Below are 17,377 nucleotides of genomic sequence, written 5' to 3' on the forward strand. Positions count from 1 at the left end.
ACAGTGCCCGTTCCGGTCGACAGTGACCGGCGCAACGGGCACTCTCGACCGGAACGGGTCAGCCGGTGGCTGTCAGCCGGGTTGCGTACACTTGTCCGGTGACCCTTCAGGGCTTAATTGCCACACTTTCGCGCGCCTCCACATTCGACAACGCACTCGCCTTCGCGAACCGCGACGTCGACTTCTCCCTCGCCGAAGGGCTGCGCGCGCCGCTGCTCGCCGCACTGCTCGAGCGTCGCCGCGAGCTGGGCAAGGCCCCGGCCCTGCTTCTGATCACCGCCACCGGTCGGGAATCGGAGTCGCTGCACGAGAACCTCAACTCCTTCACCGACCACGCCGAAATCATCGACTTCCCCGCCTGGGAGACTCTGCCGCATGAGCGCCTCAGCCCCAGCGCCGAAATCGTCGGCAAACGCCTCTACGCCCTGCGACGGATGCGTGAGTGGGAGGAGAGTGCCCCCGCGGCCAGGCGTCCCCTGATCGTGATCGCCTCCGTGCGCGCCGCGCTGCAGCCCGTGGCCGACAACCTCACCGACTACGAGCCGATCGACCTGGTCGCCGGCCAGCGCGGCCACGACCTCTCGGCCATCGCCCGTCAGCTCGTCGACGTGGCTTACGCCCGCGTGGACATGGTCACCCGTCGCGGTGAGTTCGCCGTGCGCGGTGGCATCCTCGACGTCTTCCCGTCGATCGCCCCGCACCCCTTCCGGGTCGAATTCTTCGGTGACGAGGTCGAGCAGATCCGTGCGTTCTCAGTCGCCGACCAGCGTTCCTTCCCCGACCCGGTCGATTCGGTCAGCCTGCCGCCGAGCCGCGAGCTGCTGCTGAGCCCTGCCGTGCGACAGCGCGCCCGCGAGATGCAGCACGAGTTCCCGAGCCTGTCCGGCCTGCTGGCCAAGATCGCCGAGGGCATCCCGGTCGAGGGCATGGAGAGCCTGGCGCCCGCCCTCGTCGACCGGCTCGTGCCGATCACGCACTACCTGCCCGCAGAGGCGGCCGTCGCCGTGATCTCACCCGAACGCGTCGCCTCGCGGGCGATCAGCCTGGCTGAGACGAACCGGGAATTCCTCGGTGCTGCGTGGAGCGCCGCGACCGCGGGTGCCGAGGCCCCGATCGACCTGGAATCCGGCGACTTCCTCACCCTCGGGCGGCTGCGGGACGCCGTGCAGTTCAGTGCGCCCGGCGCCCCGTCGTCCGCACATGTGTGGTGGACCCTGAGCTCCTTCCAGGCGGCGCCGACGGATGCCCCGGTGCTGCCCGAGCACCGGGAGATCGATGACCTGCTCACCGTCCGGGTCGAGGGCGACGCTGTTCCGAGCTTCCAGGGCAGTGTCGAGGGAGCCGTCGGCCATCTGGCCGAGCGGATGAAGGCAGGCTGGACCGTCGGCATCGTTGCCCAGGGTGCCGGGCTGGTCGAACGCGCCGCCGACGTTCTGGCCGAGCGGGAGCTCCCCGCCCGGATCGTCACGGAATGGCCCAGCGCACCGGAACCCGGCATCGCGTACCTGCTGCAGGCATCCGTCGACCACGGTTTCGAAATACCGGAGACGAAACTCTCCCTCGTCAGCGAGTCCGAGTTCTACGGCCGCACGGTCGGTTACGACGCGCGCCAAGTGAAGAAGCTGGCCAGCCGTCGCAAAAACGTCGTCGACCCGCTGCAGCTGAAGGCCGGCGACCACGTTGTGCACCAGACGCACGGCATCGGCCGGTTCATCGAGCTGACCCAGCGCGAGGTCTCCAGCGGCGGTCGCAACCCGGTCAAGACCAAGCGAGAGTACCTCGTTCTCGAGTACGCGCCGTCCAAGCGCGGGCACCCGGGAGACAAGCTGTTCGTGCCCACCGACCAGCTCGACCTGGTCAGCCGGTACGTCGGCGGCGAGGCTCCGGCGCTGAGCAAGATGGGCGGCAGCGACTGGTCGGCCGCGAAGACCAAGGCGCGTCGCGCGGTGCGCGACATCGCCGTTGAACTCGTCAAGCTCTACTCCGCACGGATGGCCAGCAAGGGCCACGCTTTCGGGCCGGACACCCCCTGGCAGCGCGAGCTGGAGGAGGCGTTCCCGTTCGCGGAGACCCCCGACCAGCTCACCACCATCGACGAGGTCAAGGCCGACATGGAGCGGCCCATCCCGATGGACCGGCTGCTCTCCGGCGACGTCGGCTTCGGCAAGACCGAGGTGGCTGTGCGGGCCGCGTTCAAGGCCATCCAGGACGGCAAGCAGGTCGTCATGCTCGTGCCGACCACCCTGCTCGTGCGCCAGCATATGGAGACGTTCCAGGAGCGCTTCGCCGGGTTCCCGGTGCACCTGCGCGCGCTCAGCCGGTTCCAGACCGAGAAGGAGTCCCGTGAGACCATCGCCGGGATGCTGGACGGCACCGTCGACCTGGTGATCGGCACGCACCGCCTCCTGTCGGACTCCATCGTCTTCAAGGACCTGGGCCTGGTGATCATCGACGAGGAGCAGCGCTTCGGCGTGGAGCACAAGGACGCCCTGAAGAAGCTCAAGACCAATGTGGACATCCTCGCGATGAGCGCCACACCCATCCCACGCACGCTGGAGATGGCGGTCACCGGCATCCGGGAGATGTCCACGCTGGCGACCCCGCCGGAAGACCGGCACCCGATCCTCACCTTCGTCGGGCCGTACTCCGACCGCCAGGTGGCCGCGGCGATCCGGCGGGAGCTGTTGCGCGAGGGGCAGATCTTCCTCGTGCACAACCGGGTGTCCAGCATCAACCGGGTGGCCGCCGCGCTCGCCGAGCTCGTGCCCGAGGCGCGCATCGCGGTGGCGCACGGCCAGCTGCCCGAGGCTCAGCTCGAGCAGGTCGTCGTGGACTTCTGGGAGCGCAAGTTCGACGTTCTCGTCTCCACCACGATCATCGAGACCGGCCTGGACATCGCCAACGCGAATACGATCATCATCGACCGGGCCGACAAGTTCGGCCTCAGCCAGCTGCACCAGCTGCGCGGGCGGGTCGGCCGCGGCCGCGAACGCGCCTACGCCTACTTCCTCTACGACGAGAACAAGCCCCTGACCGAGATCGCGCACGACCGTCTGGCCACGATCGCGGCGAACAACGAGCTCGGCGCCGGCATGCAGGTCGCGCTGAAAGACCTCGAGATCCGTGGCGCGGGCAACCTGCTCGGCGGCGAACAGGCCGGCCACATCGCCGGGGTCGGTTTCGACCTCTACCTCCGCATGATCGGTGAGGCCGTCAGCACATTCCGTGGCGACGTCGCCGAGGGGCAGACCGAGCTGCGGCTGGAACTGCCCGTCGATGCGCACATCCCCGAGGACTACGTGGACAGCGAGCGGCTGCGCCTCGAGGCCTACCAGAAGCTCTCCGCGGCCAGTTCGCCCACGGCCGCGAAGGACCAGATCGACCTGGTGCTCGAGGAGCTCACCGACCGGTACGGCGAACCGCCGCAGCCCGTGCAGAACCTGGTGCTGGTGTCGCGGCTGCGCTGGCTGGCCCAGCAGGCCGGACTGGGCGAGGTCGTGGCCATGGGACCGAACCTGCGGGTGGCCCCGGCCGACCTCGCCGACTCGATGCAGGTGCGTCTGCAGCGCATGTACCCCGGCTCGCGCTACTTCACCCAGAACGGCTCGTTGACGGTGCCCATGCCGCGTGTCAACGGGGAACCGCTCGGGGATGCCGCACTGATCGCGTGGGCCGGCACCCTGCTCGACGCGATCTTCCCGCGTCCGGTCGCGGCTGTCGCCTAGCCCGTCACCGTCCCGTCGGTGATCTCCGGGCCGACGATCGGGGGCGATTAGAGTTATCCGGTGACCTCTTCAGACATCCCCACCCGCCCGGCGTCCGCCTCCAGTCTCGACGAACTCGTGCGCGTGGTGGCCTTGCTCCGTGCCCCGGGCGGATGCCCATGGGATGCCGAGCAGACCCACGAGTCGCTGGTGCAGTACCTGACCGAGGAGACGCACGAACTGATCGAAGCCATCGAGTCGGGCAGCCGTGACGAGTTGCTCGAGGAGCTCGGCGACGTGCTCTACCAGGTGGTCTTCCACGCCGACCTCGCGGCGCACACCGCGGGCGAGGACTTCGACATCCACGATGTCGCCGCGCACATGACCGCAAAAATGGTGGGGCGGCATCCGCATGTCTTCGGCGACGTGAACCTGGAAACCGCCGACGACGTGGCCCGTGCCTGGGACGACTTCAAGGCCGCGGAGAAACCCTCCCGCACGAGCGTGCTCGACGGTATCCCGCAGGGAATGCCGGCGCTCGCCCTCGCCGACAAGGTGCTCGGCCGGGCCCAGAAGATCGGGCTGCTCGGAACCGAGGCCGCGTTCCCGCTCCCGATCGAGAGTGAGGACCAGCTCGGCCCGCTGCTGCTGGCGATCGTGTCCGCGGCCAAAAGCCAGGGCCTCGACTCGGAGCGTGCGCTGCGCACGGCACTTCGCGGGCTGCAGGACGAGATCCGCGAGGCCGAGTCGACGGATGCCGTCGACGTGGCCGACGCCGGCATCATCGGCCTGCCCGGCTGACCCCGTCGCGGCCGCGACTGTTGCTGTAACGGACAACCGTTGCCGGTGTGCCGGCAACAGTTGTCCGCTTCGGCAACGTTTAGAGGCGGCGGACGGCCTCCGGCGCGGTGGTGCCCGCCGGGCAGAGGCGGTACCGTCAGACCATGAGCCAGACATCCTTCAACGACCTTCTGTCCGCCCAGATCGGCAACGAATTCGCTGCGTCTCAGCAGTACATCGCCATCGCCGTCTGGTTCGACAACCAAGCTCTGCCGCGACTTGCCGCCCACTTCTACGCGCAGTCGATCGAAGAGCGCAACCACGCCATGATGCTCGTGCAGTACCGCCTGGACCGCGACCTGGGCGTCGAAATCCCCGGAATCCCGGCCGTGCGCAACGACTTCACCCTCGCGGTCGAGCCCATCGCGTTGGCACTCGCCCAGGAGAAGCAGGTCACCGCGCAGATCGAGGCCATGTTCCGTGCCGCCCGCACCGACGGAGATGCTCTCGGCGAGCAGGCGATGCTCTGGTTCCTCAAGGAACAGGTGGAGGAAGTGGCGTCCATGTCCACTCTCCTGACCATCGCCCAGCGGGCCGGGGACAACCTCTTCGACATCGAGAACTACATCGCACGGGAGACCGTGGCCGGAGGCCCCGTCGACTCCGACGCCCCGGGAGCGGCGGGCGGCGCGCTCTGAGCCGATCGGGCAGAGCCGGCCCCGACCAGACGACCGGGTCCGAACTGGCACAATTGGGGCTATGGCAACACCTGTGACCCCTCCCCGCGGTATGCGCGACTTCCTCCCCGCCGACAAAGCCACCAGGGAGCACGCGCTGGCCGTGATCCGGCGCAGCTTCGCGGCGCACGGCTTCGACGAGATCGAGACCCCCGTCATGGAGGATGCCGCCCGGCTGCACTCGGGGCTCGGTGGCGACAACGAGAAGCTCGCCTTCGCCGTGATGAAGCGTGGCCTCAAGCCGGCGGATGCCGCGGCCGCCGCCGAGTCCGGCGACCTGCTTGCGCTGGCCGACCTGGGGCTCCGGTTCGACCTCACCGTGCCGCTGGCCCGCTTCTACGCCACCCACCGTGCGGAGCTGCCCACGGTGTTCCGCTCCATCCAGATCGCACCGGTCTGGCGGGCGGAGCGCCCGCAGAAAGGGCGGTACCGCCAGTTCGTGCAGTGCGACATCGACATCATCGGCGAGTCCGGGCTGCTCGCCGAGATCGAGCTGATCACCGCGACCGCCGCCGCGCTCGACGCCCTCGGCCTGACCGGGTGCTCGATCCGGATCAACGACCGGCGCATCCTGACCGCCCTGCTGGCGCACTGGCAGGTGGCACCCGAGCTGAACGAACGGGCGCTGATCGTGATCGACAAGCTCGACAAGATCGGCGTCGAGGGGGTCGTCAGCGAGCTCGGCGGCCTGGGCATCCCCACCGACGGTGTCGCCGAGACCCTGACCCTGATCGCCGACGTCGGCTGGAACGCGGCCGAACCGGCCCCTCCGGTCTGGCTCGACGGCGACGCCTACGCCGATCTGCTCGCCCTCCGTGCCGCGCTGCCCGGGGTGCGGCTCGTGTTCGACCCGACCCTCGTGCGCGGAATGGGCTACTACACGGGCACCATCTTCGAGATCAGCCACCCGGACCTCGGCTATTCCCTCGGCGGCGGAGGCCGGTACGACGGCATGATCGGACGGTTCCTCGGCACCGACGTGCCGGCCTGCGGGTTCTCGATCGGTTTCGAACGCATCGTCGACCTGCTGGGGGCGGATGCCGCATCCGCCGAGAACGCCGTCGTGCTCGTGTACGACAAGGGAACAGACCCCGCCCGGCTCGTGGCGCTGAAGCGAACACTGGTCGAACAGGGTCTCCGGGTGCGCCTCGAACAGCGCACCAAGAACGTCAAGGCGCTGCTGGAACGCGCGGCCGGAGCGGGATACGGGCGCTACGCCTTCGTCGGACCCGGCACCCCCGGCGCGGCCGACCTCGAGTTCCGTTCCCTCGGCGGCTGAGCCCAGTCGCTAGACTGTTATGGGATTGGAATACGGTGCTGTCTTCCTCGATTCCCCAGACCAACACTCAACAATTAATAAACACAAAGGAAACAGGAGATAGCTGTGGCTCTCATTGAGGCAGTAGTAGCACGCGAGATTCTTGACTCCAGAGGCAACCCGACCGTTGAGGTCGAGGTATTGCTTGATGACGGTTCGGTTAGCCGCGCCGCCGTTCCGTCCGGCGCATCCACTGGTGCGTTCGAGGCTTACGAGCTTCACGACGGCGACAAGTCACGTTATTTGGGCAAGGGCGTTCTGAAGGCCGTTGACGCCGTCATCGACGAGCTCGGCCCGGCAGTCGAAGACCTCGACGCCGCGGACCAGCGCATCATCGACGCCGTCCTGAACGAGACCGACGGGACCGACAACAAGCACCGCGTCGGCGCCAACGCCATCCTCGGCGTCAGCCTGGCCGTCGCCAAGGCCGCCGCCACCTCGGCCGGCCTTCCGTTGTTCCGCTACCTCGGTGGCCCGAACGCACACACCCTTCCGGTCCCGATGATGAACATCATCAACGGTGGCTCCCATGCCGACAACGACGTGGACATCCAGGAATTCATGGTTGTCCCGCTCGGCGCCGAGTCCTTCGCCGAGGGCCTCCGCTGGGGCACCGAGACCTACCACGCGCTCAAGGCGCTGCTCAAGTCGAAGGGCCTCTCCACCGGCCTCGGCGACGAGGGTGGCTTCGCCCCCAACCTGCCGAGCAACCGTGCCGCTCTCGACCTCATCGTCGAAGCCATCCAGAACGCCGGCTACACGCCCGGCAAGGACATCGGCCTTGCGCTGGACTGCGCCGCGTCGGAGTTCTACAAGGACGGCGTCTACCACTTCGAGGGCAAGGAACTCACCGCCCAGGAGCTGTCGGCCTACTACGTCGAGCTCGTGGGTGCCTACCCGCTCGTCTCGATCGAAGACCCGCTCGAGGAAGACGACTGGGAGGGCTACGTGCACCTCACCGCCGAACTCGGCGACAAGGTCCAGATCGTCGGAGACGACCTGTTCGTGACGAACCCGGTTCGCCTGGCCAAGGGCCTGGCCCTCGGCACCGCGAACTCCATCCTGGTCAAGGTCAACCAGATCGGCACCCTGACCGAGACGCTTGACGCGGTTTCCCTCGCGCAGCGCGCCGGCTACACCGCCGTCATCTCGCACCGTTCCGGTGAGACCGAAGACACCTTCATCGCCGACCTCGCGGTCGCGACGGACGCCGGCCAGATCAAGACCGGAGCGCCCGCACGCAGCGAGCGCGTCGCGAAGTACAACCAGCTTCTCCGGATCGAAGAAGAGCTGGGCGAGGCCGCCGTATACGCGGGCCGCTCCGCTTTCCCGCGCTTCAAGGCGTAGTTCGACGGGAGCCCTCGAGGCGCGGGTTACGGCCCACGCCTCGAGGGCTCCATTTTTTTGTCCTTTTGCGGTTAGGGTTCCTTTGCGGGGCAACCGCAACATTGATGCGGGAAGGGAGCGGCTGTGGCCAGGAAACGTGCCGACCGTGCACCTGTCGCGCTGCCCGACACCGAGACGCCCGCCGCCCGGTGGCTGAGGGGTCTGCGCCTGTCGGGCTTCTCCCTGGTGATGATGGGTCTGCTGATCATGGCTGTCGTCATCCTTGCTCCGGGCATCCGCACCTATGTGGACCAGCGCCAGCAGATCGACCGGCTCACAGCTGCTGTGGAGGCCCAGCAGGGGGCCGTGGAAGAGCTCAAAAGCGAGCGCGAGCGCTGGAACGACCGCACCTACGTCACCACCCAGGCCCGGGACCGGTTATCGTACGTGCTGCCCGGCGACGTGAGCTTCCTCGTCATCAACGACCTCGCGCTGCCGGTGACCGGCAGCGCTGCCGCTCCGGTCGCCACCCCCACCATCCAAACCACCAACGTCGATTGGCTGTCTTCCATGTTCGCCTCCGTAATGACGGCCGGTCTGGCTCCCGAGGCCGCGAAATGACCCGGCCCCCCTTCGCGTCGGTCACCGAGTCCGACATCAAGACCGTGTCCGCCCAGCTGGGCCGCCCGGCCCGCAACGTCGTGGGCATTGCCGGGCGCTGCGTGTGCGGCGCCCCGACGGTGGTGGCCACGGCGCCCCGCCTGGCCGACGGAACCCCGTTCCCCACCCTGTACTACCTGACCCACCCGGCGGCCACCGCGGCACTCTCGTTCCTCGAAGCCACCCAGGTGATGAACGAGTACAACCAGCTTCTCGCCGAGGACGACGACGTGCGCGCCCGCTACCGCCGAGCTCACGAGAGCTTCCTGGCCGACCGCGAGACCCTGGGCACGGTGCCGGAGATCGCCGGCATCTCCTCCGGCGGCATGCCCGAACGTGTGAAGTGCCTGCACGCGCTTGCCGCCCACTCCCTGGCCGCAGGTCCCGGCGTGAACCCGATCGGAGACCTCGCCCTCGCCCGCGCGGCCTGGACCCCCACCGTCTGCGAGTGCCTCGACTACACCGCGGCCGACGAGTGACCTTCTCCGCCTGGCGTCGAACCGGTGGGGGCATTGCCGTGGCCCTGGCGGTGGCGCTGGGCTCGGCATCCCTCGCCCCGGCTGCTCCCGCCTTCGCGGCGAACACGCAGGTGCGGGACCTGGAGTACTGGCTGAACGATTACGGATTCACCCAGGCCTGGAACACGACCCGCGGGGCAGGGGTGACGGTCGCCGTGATCGACACGGGCGTCGACGCGAGCGTGCCCGAGCTCACCGGCGCGGTCATCGGGGGCACGGATGTCTCCGGGCTCGGCTCGGCTGACGGGCAGACGCCTGTCGGTGAGGGCAGTGAACACGGCACCCTGGTGGCCTCACTTCTGGCCGGCCGCGGCACGGGGGAGGGATCCGGTGTCCTGGGTGTGGCCCCGGAGGCGTCCATCCTGGCCGTCTCGGTGGCCTTCGGAAGCAGTGACGCCAGCCTCAGCAACGACGAGCAGATCGCCGAGGGCATTCGCTGGGCCGTTGACAACGGCGCCGACGTGATCAACATGTCCCTCACCCGCAATACCCTGGACTGGCCGTCGAGCTGGGACGACGCCTTCCTGTACGCCTTCGAGAACGACGTCGTCGTCGTTGCCGCCGCGGGCAACCGGGGCAGCGGAACGACCGAGGTGGGTGCCCCGGCCACGATCCCCGGCGTCCTGACCGTCGCCGGCGTCGACCGCACCAAGGGTGCCAGCTTCGACGCGTCCTCTCAGGGCATCACGATCTCCGTGGCGGCACCCAGCGAACAGCTCGTCGGTGTGGTTCCCGGTGGAGGCTACGTGCAGTGGAATGGCACGAGTGCGGCCGCACCCATTGTGTCGGGTCTCGTCGCGCTTGTGCGCGCCGCCTATCCCCGGCTTGACGCGGCCGAGGTGATGAACCGGGTGATCGCGACGGCCGACCCCAATGGACGCGAGGTGCCCAGCCCCATCTACGGCAACGGCCTGATCGACGCGGCGGCGGCGGTCACTGCTCTCGTTCCGGCGTCCACCAGTCCGGAACCGGCGGCCCTGCTGGAGGAATGGATCCGGGTGCACCGGCGCGCGGACACCGAACTCGCACCGACCCCGGACACTTCGACGCAGGTTCCGGTGGCCGTGCAGAACGACCCGGAGCGGCCGCTGCCGAGCGTGGCCGCAGCGTGGTTGCCCACCCCGCTCACCCTGACCTATGTCAGCGTGCCGCTCATGGTGCTGATCGGGTTTGGTACTCTAGTAACGCTGTTCGGCATCGGGGCCACTCGGCACATCAAGCGAATACGATCAAAACGGTAAGTTTTCGCGAATCCAAATCTTGTAGGAGGACTTCCCTAGTGCCCAAAATTCTGATTGTCGGTGGCGGCTACGCCGGTTTCTACACTGCGTGGAAGCTGGAGAAATGGCTCCGCACCGGCGAGGCTGAGGTCACCATGGTCGACCCGCTTCCGTATATGACCTACCAGCCGTTCCTGCCGGAGGTGGCGGCCGGGTCCATCGAGGCCCGTCACGCCGTCGTCGCGCACCGGCGCCACCTCAAGAAGACCACCGTCGTCACGGCGAAGGTCACCCACATCGACCACGCCACCAAGACGGCGACCATCACCCCGCCCATCGGCGAGCCGTACGAATTCGTGTACGACATCGTCGTGGTGACGGCCGGCGCGGTCTCCCGCACCTTCCCGATCCCGGGCGTCGCCGACCAGGCGATCGGGCTCAAGACCATCGAGGAAGCCGTCGCCATCCGCGACCGGATCCTCACCAACTTCGACAAGGCAGCCCTGCTGCCGGCCGGTCCCGAGCGCGATCGCCTGCTCACCTTCGTCGTCATCGGCGGCGGTTTCGCCGGCATCGAGGTCTTCGCCGAGCTGCGCTCCTTCGCCTCGTCGCTGCTCAAGTCCTACCCGCAGATCGGGTTCGACGACACCCACTTCCACCTGATCGAGGCCATGGGGCGCATCATGCCCGAGGTTTCCCTGCCGACCAGCCTCTGGGTCATCAAGCACCTCGACGAGCGCGGCGCTCAGATCCACCTGAACACGCAACTGACCAGCGCGGTCGACGGCAAGATCGAGCTCTCCACCGGTGAGAGCTTCGAAACCGACCTGATCGTCTGGACGGCCGGCGTCATGGCGAACCCGGCCATCGTTCGCCACACGGACCTGCCCATCGAAGAGCGCGGCCGCCTGCAGGTGCGCCCCGACCTGCGCGTCGGCACCGAGGACGAGATCATCATCGACGCCTGGGGTGCCGGCGACATCACCGCAGTGCCCGACCTCAGCGGCGGCGGCGTGGGCGGCTTCTGCGTGCCCAACGCCCAGCACGCCGTGCGCCAGGGCAAGCTTCTCGCGAAGAACATCGTCGCGGTTCTGCGCGACGAGGCACCCAAGGAATACGAGCACAAGAACCTCGGCGCCGTGGCCGGTCTGGGAATCGGTTCCGGTGTCTTCCAATCCGGCAAGATCGCCATCAAGGGCCTGCCGGCCTGGTTCGCCCACCGCGGCTACCACGGCCTGGCCATGCCGAGCTGGGAGCGCAAGCTGCGCGTCGTCTGGGGATGGGTGAACAACTTCTTCCTCGGGCGCGACATCGTGTCCCTGGCCGCGGTGGAAAACCCGCGGGCCACGTTCGTGGAGTTCGCCTCGCGTCCCAAGCCGGCCGCGGATGCCGCCGCTCCGACCAAGGCGCCCGCGACCGCCGCTCCGGCCGCCGCGGTACCGCCCGTCACGGTCCCGGCGGTCAAGACACGGGCACCTCGTGCCCCGCGCCCGACCGCAGGTGAGAAAGCCGCCGAGCAGGCCGAGGAAACAGCAGCCGTCAAGTAGCAGCGCCTGGGGGTGCCCGTGGGTCAATCCGCGGGCGCCCCAGCGCCTGCCCTCGACTCATTCGGTTGAGTGACGCGCCCCCGTAGCCCAATGGCAGAGGCAGACGACTTAAAATCGTCACAGTCTGGGTTCGACCCCCAGCGGGGGCACCATGCACCACCGCTCATGATCGCGCGCACGCAGCGCCGGGTGGTTGTTTCTGCCGTGTGACTTGGCCTTTCCTCCTCGGTTCGGGCGCGCTACCATCGGCCAGTGAAACGGCCGTCGCCTCCCTGCCACGTGCCTTTCCCCGACCGAGGAGGAACAGTCATGGGTTTTCTTGAAGCAACGTGGGATGTCATCTGGTTCTTCTTCTGGACATTCGCATTCATCGCCTATCTGATGGTGCTCTTCTCGATCATCGGGGACATCTTCCGTGACAGCACACTGAACGGCTGGGCCAAGGCCGGGTGGATGCTGTTCCTTGTCTTCGTGCCGTTCCTGACCGCCCTGGTCTACCTGATCGCCCGGGGCAAGGGCATGGCCGAGCGGCAGATGCAGGCTGCACAGCGCAGCCAGCAGGCCACGGAACAGTACGTGCGGTCGGTCGCCGGATCGGGCGGGTCCGCGGACGAGATCGGCAAGGCGAAGGCCCTGCTCGACAGCGGCACCATCACCCCGGACGAGTACGCGGCCCTGAAAGCGAAGGCACTGCGCTGACCTGAGCCGCTTGCCGTCCGTGGCGCCTATTCGAGGTGGTCCAGGTACCTCAGGATGATGCCCTCGCGCAGCGCCCAGGGGGACACCTCCAGCTCGGTCACGTCGAAGGCGGCCATCGCGGCGCTGAGCACGATTCCACCGGCCACGATCTGGAAGGTGCGGTCGGCGGTGATTCCGGGCAGTGCCGGACGGGCCTCAGCCGGGATACGGGCCAGCCGGGGGACCCAGTCGGCGAGTTGTGAGCGGGTCAGCAGCATCCGCTCGCCGGAGCCGAAGCCGTCCGCGGTGGACCCGGCCAGTTTTGCCAGGGAGCGGATGGTCTTGGAGGAGCCGACCACGTGGTGCGGTGCCGGGAGCCCCTCGAACGCTGTCACGGCCCGCTCCAGCACGGTGGCCGCGTGCCGGCGGAGGGCGGACACCTGGTCGGGCAGCGGCGGGTCGTCGTGCAGGAAGCCGATGGTGGACCGCCCGGCACCCAGGGGCAGCGACAGCGCGATCGCGGGGATCTCGTTCGCGCCGGCGGCGATCTCGAGGGAACCGCCGCCGATGTCGAAGAGAAGGATGTCCCTGGCCGACCAGCCGTACCAGCGCCGTACGGCCAGGAAGGTCAGGCGTGCCTCGTCCTCCCCGGACAGGACCTGCAAGGCCACGCCGGTCTCCCGTTCGACCCGGGCGAGCAGTTCGGGTCCGTTCGACGCCTCGCGCAGCGCCGAGGTGGCGAACGGGAGCAGATCATCGACCTGGTGCCGACGGGCCACCTCGGCCGCGTTCCGCACCGCCTCGAGTACCGCGGTGCAGCCCTCGTCGGTGATGGCTCCGTCGGGTGTGAGGTAGCGCATCAGCCGCAGAACGGATTTGTCGGAGGCCATCGGCACCGGCTGGGCACCCGCATGCGCGTCGACGACCAGCAGGTGGACGGTATTCGAACCGACATCAAGGACTCCGAGGCGCACGCTTCCGACGATAGCGTGCGCGGCGTCCACGCCGGCACCGCTACCCGGCACCGCTACCCGGCGACGGTGTCGAGCGCGGTCGAAAGGACACCATCGACCATGGTGTGCACGGAATCCATCAGTGGCAGCAGTCGCTGGTCGTGGGTGACCAGTACGGTGGCCGTGTCGTGCTCGACCGTGAGTTTCAGGATCAGTTCCAGGATGCTGGATCCGCGTTCCTGATCCAGGGCGCTCGTCGGCTCGTCGATGACGAGCACGGTGGGGTCGTTCATCAACGCCCGGGCGATGTTGACGCGCTGCCGCTGCCCTCCGGAGAGCTGCGCCGGGCGCTTACCGGACTGGTCGACCAGGCCCACGGCATCCAGCAGCGCGTCTGCCCGGATGCCGGCCGCACGCCGGGCACGCGCCCCGCGGCGGGCCCCGCCGAGTTCGCCCATCACGACGAGCTGTTCACGGGCGGTCAGTGACGACAGCAGGTTCGACTGCTGGAACACGATGCCGAGACGATCCCGGCGCAACTCCGCCTTCTCGGCCGCGGAGAGCAGGGTCGCGTCGACGTCTCCGATGAACACGGAGCCTTGATCGGGCGTGATCAGGGTGGACGCCACGGCCAGCAGGCTGGACTTGCCGGAGCCCGACGGGCCGGTGATGCCGACGATCGAGCCGCGGTCGACCCGGAGGCTGACGTCGTCGACCGCGGTGAGACGGGCACCGCCGTCGGGGAAGGTGAGGGTGATGCGGTCGAGCTGGATCATCGGTTGCTCCCGAGGGCGGTGAGGGGGTCGGCGGCGGTCACGGAACGGAGGGCGAACGCGGCGCCGGCGAGGCCGAGGGCGATCATGGCGGCGGCCGGAAGCAGGGTGGTCAGCGGGCTGAGAACGAACGGAAGCACAGACCCGGCGAGGGCCCCGAGCACGCCGGTCAGTCCGATCCCGACTCCCACGCCGACCACGAGAACGACGGATGCCTGGCCCAGGGCATCGAGGACCAGCATCCGGTTGGATGCGCCGAGGGCCTTCAGCACGGCCACGTCCGGCTGGCGCTGGATGCTCCAGACCGTGAAGAACGCCCCCACGACCAGGGCGGAGATTCCGAACAGCATGGTCACCATGAGCAGCAGCGAGCCGATCTCCGAGCGGAACGCCTCCAGGGCGGTCAGCGACGCGAGCACCCCGGTGGAGGTCGTTCCCGTGGCGAGGTCGGCCGCGGCATAGTCGACGTCGGAGCCGGTGACGGCGAGGACACTCGCCACCGCGTCCGGGCGTCCGGTGGCCGTGCCCACGTCCTGCCAGTCCGTCAGCGGCAGCCACACCACGGGCGTGTGGGAGTACCAGGTGTCGGCGGTGACGGAGTCGACGGTGAAAACCGTCCCGGCCAGGCCGACCGTGTCGCCGGCCCGCACGCCGAGGTCCTCGGCCGCCGTCTCCGGCAGGGTCAGGTGCCCGGCCTCGGCCGGGACCATGCCGAACCCGGCCTCGGCGCCGAACAGGGCCACACTGGTCTGCTTCTGGTCGGAGCCGAGGCGGAGTTGCAGGATGCCGAGCGGGCTGACCCGGTCGACGCCGGGCTGGGCGCGCCAGGCATCCGCGTCGGCGCCGGTCACGGCGGAGTCGGCATAGCTCACGGATTCCCCGGCTGCGGGAGCCGAGAACACGATCCGGTCGGCGCTGAGACCGGTGAGGGCCGACACGTTCTGGTCGGCCAGCCCCATGGTCAGGCCGGACAAGAACCCGACCAGCAGGGTGATGAGGGTGACGACCGAGCCGATCAGCACGAATCGCCCCCGGGCAAATCTCAGATCGCGCCATGCAACGAACACTGTCAAGCTCCTCAATCGGGGACGGGTGGGGCGGATGGGCCGGGCAGGGGCGCCGGATGGCGGTTGCCGAGCACTGTCTACTCTCGCGATCAGCCCGCTGCCAGTCATCGTGCGGGCTGACCATCTCCGGTGCACCAAAGGCGGAGGGTCGGCTCCACCTTTCGGACGATGACGGCCGGGGGCCGGGCCGGTAGCCTGAAGGGGTGAGTATCGCGTGACCGCACCCAGCATCGGATCCAGGAACTCCGCCCTGAGCCCCGTCTTCCTCGGGCTGCGCATCGGGCTGCACGGACTGTGCGTCGGCCTGATCGCGCTGGTCGTCGCCACGGCCGGGTCTGCGGGGATGCCCGCCGGCGCCGTGATCATCTGCCTGGCCGCCGTGTTCCTCGGCACCTACGCGGCCGGGTGGCTGCTCAGCCGAAACTTCGACGGCGCACGGCCGCGGCTCGGCGCGGCCTGGGTCGGTGTCCTCGGCCTCGAATGGGTGGCCCTCGCCGTCGTCAGCCCGGAGGCCATCTACCTCGTCTTTCCCCTGTTCTTCCTCGCCCTGCACTTTCTGCGCGGCTGGCGGGGACCCGTTTCGGTCGCCGGAGCGACGCTGGTGGCCATCGCCCTGTTCGGGATGCACCGGGGCTTCGGTGTCGCAGGCATCGTGGGGCCGCTGATCGGTGCTGCCGTGGCCGTGGCGATCGGCCTGGCCTACCGGTCCCTGGACCGGGAGGCCACGGAGCGGGAACGCCTGATCAACGAACTGCGTGCCACCCGAACTCAACTGGCCGCTGCCGAACGGGCCGCCGGGGTGCAGGGCGAACGTGCCCGCCTCGCCCGGGAGATCCATGACACGGTGTCCCAGTCGCTGTCCAGCATCGTGATGCTCCTGCACGCCGCGGAACGCTCCGGCGGCGTGACGGGAACCGGGCTGGACCGGCTGCATCAGGCCCGGGAGGCCGCCGCCCAGGCGCTCGCCGAGACCCGGCAGTTCATCGACGAGCTGTCGCCGCCGGCCCTGCGCGAGGCGACGCTGGTCGAGGCACTGGGGCGCCTGGCGGTACAGACCGGCGACAGCAGCGGAATCCCCGTCGGAGTCACGATCGCCGGCACCCCGGTGCCGCTGCCCACCCAGGTCGAGACGGCACTGCTCCGCATCGCCCAGGGGGCCCTGGCGAACGCCGTGCAGCACGCCCGTGCCAGCCGGATCGACCTCACCCTGAGCATGCTCGACTCCGAGGTCATCCTCGACGTCGTCGACGACGGCGTGGGTTTCACGGCCGGGCCGGATCAGGAGAGCACCACGGACGGGCGCACCTCATTCGGGCTGCAGGCGATGCGGGAGCGGGTCGCGGCCCTCGGCGGTTCGCTCACGGTGGAGAGCGAGCCGGGCCGGGGAACCAGCATCGTGGCCGGATTCGAGGTGTCCGGATGATCGTGCGGGTGCTGATCGCCGACGATCATCCGATCATGCGCACCGGCCTGCAGGCACTGTGCGAGACGGAACCGTCCATCACCGTCGTCGGGGCGGTCGGCACCGTCGAGGAGGCCCTCGCGGAGGCCGCCCGCCTGCGCCCGGACGTGGTGCTGATGGATCTCCAGTTCAACGGCGAATTCCGCGGGGCTGACGCGACCCGCGGCATCCGTGCCCTGCCGGATCCACCCGCCGTCCTGATCCTCACCAACTACGACACCGACCGGGACATCATCACGGCCATCGAGGGCGGCGCGGCCGGGTATCTCCTCAAGGACACCTCGCCCGACGATCTGCTCGCGGCGATCATGGCCGCGGCGGCCGGTCAGTCGGCGCTGGCGCCGGCGGTCGCGAGCCGGTTGCTGTCCCGAGTGCGCGATTCCACCCGTGCCCTCAGCGCTCGGGAGCTTGAGGTGCTCGCCCTGGTGGCGGAGGGGCTCAGCAACACCGAGGTGGCCCGCCACCTGCACCTCAGCGAGACCACGGTCAAATCCCACCTCGCGCACATCTACCCGAAACTCGGGGTGGCCTCGCGCACGGCGGCCGTCGCGGCAGCGCGGCAGTCCGGACTGATCCGGCGCGCGTGATCGGCCCGGTGTCTGGCGCTTCGCGCCCTGCGTTCCGGCCCGGCAGC

15 protein-coding genes and 1 tRNA gene are annotated in these 17,377 nt (G+C 68.9%); 13 read left to right on the plus strand and 3 right to left on the minus strand.

Annotation, left to right across the window (positions count from 1 at the left end; translation table 11 throughout):
- Nucleotides 1-98: 98 nt before the first annotated feature.
- From mfd to AC0J5J_RS14045, 11 genes are all read left to right on the plus strand, one after another.
- Entirely contained in the window at nt 99-3,725 is a 3,627-nt protein-coding gene (mfd, locus tag AC0J5J_RS13995) for a transcription-repair coupling factor (protein ID WP_134425069.1), read from the plus strand.
- A 60-nt stretch (nt 3,726-3,785) separates the two neighbouring features.
- Entirely contained in the window at nt 3,786-4,505 is a 720-nt protein-coding gene (locus tag AC0J5J_RS14000) for a nucleoside triphosphate pyrophosphohydrolase (protein WP_134425070.1), read from the plus strand.
- 143 nt (nt 4,506-4,648) lie between these two features.
- Nucleotides 4,649-5,182 (plus strand): ferritin, encoded by a 534-nt coding sequence (locus AC0J5J_RS14005; RefSeq protein WP_134425071.1) that lies wholly within the window; start codon nt 4,649-4,651, stop codon nt 5,180-5,182.
- 61 nt (nt 5,183-5,243) lie between these two features.
- A complete protein-coding gene (gene hisS, locus AC0J5J_RS14010) occupies nt 5,244-6,500 on the plus strand; it encodes a histidine--tRNA ligase (protein WP_474898546.1) in 1,257 nt (418 codons plus the stop codon).
- Nucleotides 6,501-6,605: 105 nt separating this feature from the next.
- Nucleotides 6,606-7,886, plus strand: a complete 1,281-nt coding sequence (eno, locus tag AC0J5J_RS14015; protein ID WP_134425073.1) for a phosphopyruvate hydratase — start codon at nt 6,606-6,608, stop codon at nt 7,884-7,886.
- Between the two features lie 123 nt (nt 7,887-8,009).
- The gene (locus AC0J5J_RS14020; RefSeq protein WP_474898547.1) at nt 8,010-8,486 is read left to right on the plus strand and encodes an FtsB family cell division protein; all 477 of its coding nucleotides are present in this window, start codon (nt 8,010-8,012) and stop codon (nt 8,484-8,486) included.
- Nucleotides 8,483-9,004, plus strand: coding sequence for a DUF501 domain-containing protein (locus AC0J5J_RS14025; RefSeq protein ID WP_134425075.1), 522 nt, complete (start codon nt 8,483-8,485; stop codon nt 9,002-9,004). The genes AC0J5J_RS14020 and AC0J5J_RS14025 overlap by 4 nt, the downstream gene beginning before the upstream one ends.
- A complete protein-coding gene (locus tag AC0J5J_RS14030) occupies nt 8,974-10,284 on the plus strand; it encodes a S8 family serine peptidase (RefSeq protein WP_474898549.1) in 1,311 nt (436 codons plus the stop codon). The genes AC0J5J_RS14025 and AC0J5J_RS14030 overlap by 31 nt, the downstream gene beginning before the upstream one ends.
- Nucleotides 10,285-10,322: 38 nt before the next feature.
- On the plus strand, nt 10,323-11,810 hold the full coding sequence (locus tag AC0J5J_RS14035) for an NAD(P)/FAD-dependent oxidoreductase (protein WP_474898551.1): 1,488 nt from the start codon (nt 10,323-10,325) through the stop codon (nt 11,808-11,810).
- A 76-nt stretch (nt 11,811-11,886) separates the two neighbouring features.
- Nucleotides 11,887-11,962, plus strand: a tRNA-Leu gene (locus tag AC0J5J_RS14040).
- Nucleotides 11,963-12,119: 157 nt separating this feature from the next.
- The gene (locus tag AC0J5J_RS14045; RefSeq protein ID WP_134425077.1) at nt 12,120-12,509 is read left to right on the plus strand and encodes an SHOCT domain-containing protein; all 390 of its coding nucleotides are present in this window, start codon (nt 12,120-12,122) and stop codon (nt 12,507-12,509) included.
- Between the two features lie 26 nt (nt 12,510-12,535).
- Here the strand turns inward: AC0J5J_RS14045 and AC0J5J_RS14050 are convergent, their stop codons facing one another.
- From AC0J5J_RS14050 to AC0J5J_RS14060, 3 genes are read right to left on the minus strand one after another with little or no spacing between them, the layout of a single operon-like run.
- On the minus strand, nt 12,536-13,462 hold the full coding sequence (locus AC0J5J_RS14050; protein ID WP_134425078.1) for a Ppx/GppA phosphatase family protein: 927 nt from the start codon (nt 13,460-13,462) through the stop codon (nt 12,536-12,538).
- Nucleotides 13,463-13,515: 53 nt separating this feature from the next.
- Nucleotides 13,516-14,217: an ABC transporter ATP-binding protein gene (locus AC0J5J_RS14055; protein WP_134425079.1), complete on the minus strand. Its 702-nt coding sequence runs from the start codon at nt 14,215-14,217 to the stop codon at nt 13,516-13,518.
- Entirely contained in the window at nt 14,214-15,281 is a 1,068-nt protein-coding gene (locus AC0J5J_RS14060) for an FtsX-like permease family protein (protein WP_474898553.1), read from the minus strand. Before AC0J5J_RS14060 ends, AC0J5J_RS14055 begins: the two co-directional genes overlap by 4 nt.
- Nucleotides 15,282-15,495: 214 nt before the next feature.
- On the opposite strand from AC0J5J_RS14060, the gene AC0J5J_RS14065 reads away from it, so the two are divergent.
- Nucleotides 15,496-16,704 (plus strand): sensor histidine kinase, encoded by a 1,209-nt coding sequence (locus AC0J5J_RS14065; protein ID WP_474898555.1) that lies wholly within the window; start codon nt 15,496-15,498, stop codon nt 16,702-16,704.
- Entirely contained in the window at nt 16,704-17,330 is a 627-nt protein-coding gene (locus AC0J5J_RS14070) for a response regulator (RefSeq protein ID WP_134425128.1), read from the plus strand. The genes AC0J5J_RS14065 and AC0J5J_RS14070 overlap by 1 nt, the downstream gene beginning before the upstream one ends.
- The last annotated feature ends 47 nt before the right edge of the window (nt 17,331-17,377 follow it).

The sequence above is a fragment of the Cryobacterium sp. TS_SC_7 genome, assembly GCF_056156285.1.